Annotated in this window: 2 tRNA genes and 3 rRNA genes; all 5 read right to left on the bottom strand. The window is 53.5% G+C overall.

Going from position 1 to position 5,372, the window contains the following annotated elements:
- Positions 1-30: 30 nt before the first annotated feature.
- Positions 31-143 (bottom strand): 5S ribosomal RNA (rrf, locus tag NCT32_RS36280).
- A 134-nt stretch (positions 144-277) separates the two neighbouring features.
- Positions 278-3,160 (bottom strand): 23S ribosomal RNA (locus NCT32_RS36275).
- A gap of 287 nt (positions 3,161-3,447) precedes the next feature.
- Positions 3,448-3,523, bottom strand: a tRNA-Ala gene (locus NCT32_RS36270).
- A gap of 19 nt (positions 3,524-3,542) precedes the next feature.
- Positions 3,543-3,619 (bottom strand) — tRNA-Ile (locus tag NCT32_RS36265).
- Between the two features lie 63 nt (positions 3,620-3,682).
- Positions 3,683-5,214: ribosomal RNA gene (locus tag NCT32_RS36260) — 16S ribosomal RNA — on the bottom strand.
- The 16S, 23S and 5S rRNA genes sit together here with 2 tRNA genes alongside, the layout of an rRNA operon.
- Positions 5,215-5,372 lie beyond the last annotated feature (158 nt).

The raw sequence follows: 5,372 nt of genomic DNA, 5'->3' as shown, positions 1-5,372 counted from the left end.
GGGGTGGGGTTTTTGTTTATCGCATGAGGAGCCTGACGATTACCTACTTTCACACGGGTATCCGCACTATCATCGGCGTGGAGTCGTTTCACGGTCCTGTTCGGGATGGGAAGGGGTGGGACCGACTCGCTATGGTCATCAGGCATGACTTGTTGTTGGGTTGAGGTGCTCAACACAACCAATCTGGGAAGAAGCGGTAAAGAATTGGGTGGCGATTGTCGCACACGCGTGACTCGCCAGTGGTGGCGCGCGGGGCGCGCACAAACACACTGGTTATAGGATCAAGCCTTACGGGCAATTAGTATCAGTTAGCTCAATGCATTACTGCACTTACACACCTGACCTATCAACGTCCTGGTCTGGAACGACCCTTCAAGGGGCTCGAAGCCCCGGGGATATCTCATCTTAAGGCGAGTTTCCCGCTTAGATGCTTTCAGCGGTTATCTCTTCCGAACATAGCTACCCGGCGATGCCACTGGCGTGACAACCGGTACACCAGAGGTTCGTCCACTCCGGTCCTCTCGTACTAGGAGCAGCCCCCTTCAAATATCCAACGCCCACGGCAGATAGGGACCAAACTGTCTCACGACGTTTTAAACCCAGCTCACGTACCTCTTTAAATGGCGAACAGCCATACCCTTGGGACCGGCTACAGCCCCAGGATGAGATGAGCCGACATCGAGGTGCCAAACACCGCCGTCGATATGAACTCTTGGGCGGTATCAGCCTGTTATCCCCAGAGTACCTTTTATCCGTTGAGCGATGGCCCTTCCATACAGAACCACCGGATCACTATGACCTGCTTTCGCACCTGCTCGACTTGTCGGTCTCGCAGTTAAGCACGCTTATGCCATTGCACTATCAGCACGATTTCCGACCGTACCTAGCGTACCTTCGTACTCCTCCGTTACACTTTGGGAGGAGACCGCCCCAGTCAAACTGCCTACCATGCACTGTCCCCGATCCGGATCACGGACCAAGGTTAGAACCTCAAACAAACCAGGGTGGTATTTCAAGGACGGCTCCACCGAAACTAGCGTTCCGGTTTCATAGCCTCCCACCTATCCTACACAGATCGGTTCAAAGTCCAATGCAAAGCTACAGTAAAGGTTCATGGGGTCTTTCCGTCTAGCCGCGGGGAGATTGCATCATCACAAACACTTCAACTTCGCTGAGTCTCGGGAGGAGACAGTGTGGCCATCGTTACGCCATTCGTGCAGGTCGGAACTTACCCGACAAGGAATTTCGCTACCTTAGGACCGTTATAGTTACGGCCGCCGTTTACCGGGACTTCAATCAAGAGCTTGCACCCCATCATTTAATCTTCCGGCACCGGGCAGGCGTCACACCCTATACGTCCACTTTCGTGTTTGCAGAGTGCTGTGTTTTTATTAAACAGTCGCAGCCACCAGTTTATTGCAACCTCTTCACCCTTCCAGCGCAGGCTGGTCAAGCTACAGAGGCGTACCTTATCCCGAAGTTACGGTACCAATTTGCCGAGTTCCTTCTCCCGAGTTCTCTCAAGCGCCTTAGAATACTCATCTCGCCCACCTGTGTCGGTTTGCGGTACGGTCATCGTTAGACTGAAGCTTAGAGGCTTTTCTTGGAACCACTTCCAATTGCTTCGCTTCCGAAGAAGCTCGCGCCACACCCTTGAATTCTGTGCCCGGATTTGCCTAAGCACCTTCTCCAATGCAGCGACCGGGACGTCCAACACCCGGACAACCTTCCGCGATCCGTCCCCCCATCGCATCTAACAATGGTGCAGGAATATTGACCTGCTTCCCATCAGCTACGCATTTCTGCCTCGCCTTAGGGGCCGACTCACCCTACGCCGATGAACGTTGCGTAGGAAACCTTGGGCTTACGGCGAGGGGGCTTTTCACCCCCTTTATCGCTACTCATGTCAGCATTCGCACTTCCGATACCTCCAGCACGCTTTTCAACGCACCTTCGCAGGCTTACGGAACGCTCTCCTACCACACGTACTTGCGTACGCATCCGCAGCTTCGGTGACTGGCTTGAGCCCCGTTACATCTTCCGCGCAGGACGACTCGATCAGTGAGCTATTACGCTTTCTTTAAAGGGTGGCTGCTTCTAAGCCAACCTCCTGACTGTTTTAGCCTTCCCACTTCGTTTCCCACTTAGCCAATCTTTGGGACCTTAGCTGGCGGTCTGGGTTGTTTCCCTCTTGACACCGGACGTTAGCACCCGATGTCTGTCTCCCGTGATTGCACTCTTCGGTATTCGGAGTTTGCTATGGCGTAGTAATCCGCAATGGACCCCACAACCATGACAGTGCTCTACCCCCGAAGGTGATACACGAGGCACTACCTAAATAGTTTTCGGAGAGAACCAGCTATTTCCAAGTTTGTTTAGCCTTTCACCCCTATCCACAGCTCATCCCCTAACTTTTCAACGTTAGTGGGTTCGGTCCTCCAGTACGTGTTACCGCACCTTCAACCTGGCCATGGATAGATCACTTGGTTTCGGGTCTACGCCCAGCAACTGATCGCCCTGTTCGGACTCGCTTTCGCTACGCCTGCCTTAATCAGTTAAGCTCGCTACTGAACGTAAGTCGCTGACCCATTATACAAAAGGTACGCCGTCACCCCTTGCGAGGCTCCGACTGTTTGTATGCATGCGGTTTCAGGATCTATTTCACTCCCCTCCCGGGGTTCTTTTCGCCTTTCCCTCACGGTACTGGTTCACTATCGGTCGATCACGAGTATTTAGCCTTGGAGGATGGTCCCCCCATCTTCAGACAGGATTTCACGTGTCCCGCCCTACTTCTCGTACCCCTAGTTCTTCCTCACGGTTTTCGCTTACAGGGCTATCACCTGCTATGGCCGCACTTTCCAGAGCGTTCAGCTAACCACGAAGATAAAGAGTACAGGCTGATCCCATTTCGCTCGCCACTACTTTGGGAATCTCGGTTGATTTCTGTTCCTGCGGTTACTTAGATGTTTCAGTTCACCGCGTTCGCCCCACATGACCTATGGATTCAGTCATGGGTACTCCATAAGGAGTGGGTTTCCCCATTCGGATATCGGTGGATCAAAGCTCGTTTGCCAGCTCCCCACCGCTTTTCGCAGGCTACCGCGTCCTTCATCGCCTGTGATCGCCAAGGCATCCACCACATGCACTTGTTCGCTTGACCCTATAACGAGTGTGTCTGCTTCGCATTCACCACGTCATAGGCTGAGTATTCGCGTTGTGCCGTATTCCAAAGCGATCTCTCGATCACTTTTTCATACTCGATACAATCACTACCCTGAATCCCTACTCACACCCATCTCTAAGTGCTTTCGAAGATTCTCTTTACTACTTCTTCCAGATTGTTAAAGAACGTTTAGCCTACAAGCGTACTGCCCTGCTTGCGGCATCAACTGGCTATCAATCGCCAATGCTTAACGCTCAACTGCTTGAACGCTAGGCATTGAAGATTGGTGGAGGATGACGGGATCGAACCGACGACCCCCTGCTTGCAAAGCAGGTGCTCTCCCAGCTGAGCTAATCCCCCAGTCATGCATCTCGACTCGTGGTGGGTCTGGTTGGATTCGAACCAACGACCCCCGCCTTATCAAGACGGTGCTCTAACCGACTGAGCTACAGACCCTTAGCCTGTCTTAAACAACAGCCGATAAGCGTGAGCGCTTAATATCTTCGTGCGAAGCTCGAGAAAGGAGGTGATCCAGCCGCACCTTCCGATACGGCTACCTTGTTACGACTTCACCCCAGTCATGAATCCTACCGTGGTGACCGTCCTCCTTGCGGTTAGACTAGCCACTTCTGGTAAAACCCACTCCCATGGTGTGACGGGCGGTGTGTACAAGACCCGGGAACGTATTCACCGCGGCATGCTGATCCGCGATTACTAGCGATTCCAGCTTCACGCAGTCGAGTTGCAGACTGCGATCCGGACTACGATCGGTTTTCTGGGATTGGCTCCGCCTCGCGGCTTGGCAACCCTCTGTTCCGACCATTGTATGACGTGTGAAGCCCTACCCATAAGGGCCATGAGGACTTGACGTCATCCCCACCTTCCTCCGGTTTGTCACCGGCAGTCTCCTTAGAGTGCTCTTGCGTAGCAACTAAGGACAAGGGTTGCGCTCGTTGCGGGACTTAACCCAACATCTCACGACACGAGCTGACGACAGCCATGCAGCACCTGTGCGCCGGTTCTCTTTCGAGCACTCCCGCCTCTCAGCAGGATTCCGACCATGTCAAGGGTAGGTAAGGTTTTTCGCGTTGCATCGAATTAATCCACATCATCCACCGCTTGTGCGGGTCCCCGTCAATTCCTTTGAGTTTTAATCTTGCGACCGTACTCCCCAGGCGGTCAACTTCACGCGTTAGCTACGTTACTAAGGAAATGAATCCCCAACAACTAGTTGACATCGTTTAGGGCGTGGACTACCAGGGTATCTAATCCTGTTTGCTCCCCACGCTTTCGTGCATGAGCGTCAGTGTTGGCCCAGGAGGCTGCCTTCGCCATCGGTATTCCTCCACATCTCTACGCATTTCACTGCTACACGTGGAATTCTACCTCCCTCTGCCACACTCAAAGCCTGCCAGTCACCAATGCAGTTCCCAGGTTAAGCCCGGGGATTTCACATCGGTCTTAACAGACCGCCTGCGCACGCTTTACGCCCAGTAATTCCGATTAACGCTCGCACCCTACGTATTACCGCGGCTGCTGGCACGTAGTTAGCCGGTGCTTATTCTTCCGGTACCGTCATCCCACCACCATATTAGGGCGATGGTTTTCTTTCCGGACAAAAGTGCTTTACAACCCGAAGGCCTTCTTCACACACGCGGCATTGCTGGATCAGGGTTGCCCCCATTGTCCAAAATTCCCCACTGCTGCCTCCCGTAGGAGTCTGGGCCGTGTCTCAGTCCCAGTGTGGCTGGTCGTCCTCTCAGACCAGCTACAGATCGTCGCCTTGGTAGGCCTTTACCCCACCAACTAGCTAATCTGCCATCGGCCGCCCCTGCAGCGCGAGGTCCGAAGATCCCCCGCTTTCTTCCGTAGATCGTATGCGGTATTAATCCGGCTTTCGCCGGGCTATCCCCCACTACAGGACACGTTCCGATGTATTACTCACCCGTTCGCCACTCGCCACCAGGGTTGCCCCCGTGCTGCCGTTCGACTTGCATGTGTAAGGCATGCCGCCAGCGTTCAATCTGAGCCAGGATCAAACTCTTCAGTTCAATTCCTGTTACTGTTTTCGGGTTCCATGAACCCGGTCGCTCACTCAACGTACTGACGATGATTTACTCCATCCAAAGATGGAAAAACCTTCCTCTGATACTTCGTGTGAGACTCTTGATACTTTCGCTATATCCAGCCCCGAAGAACCAGACCGCAC

This window comes from Caballeronia sp. INML2 (genome assembly GCF_023631365.1).
Taxonomy (GTDB): Bacteria; Pseudomonadota; Gammaproteobacteria; order Burkholderiales; family Burkholderiaceae; genus Caballeronia; species Caballeronia turbans.
The sequence above is the reverse complement of the archived record's forward strand: the minus strand, read 5'-3'. Positions and strand labels throughout refer to the sequence as shown.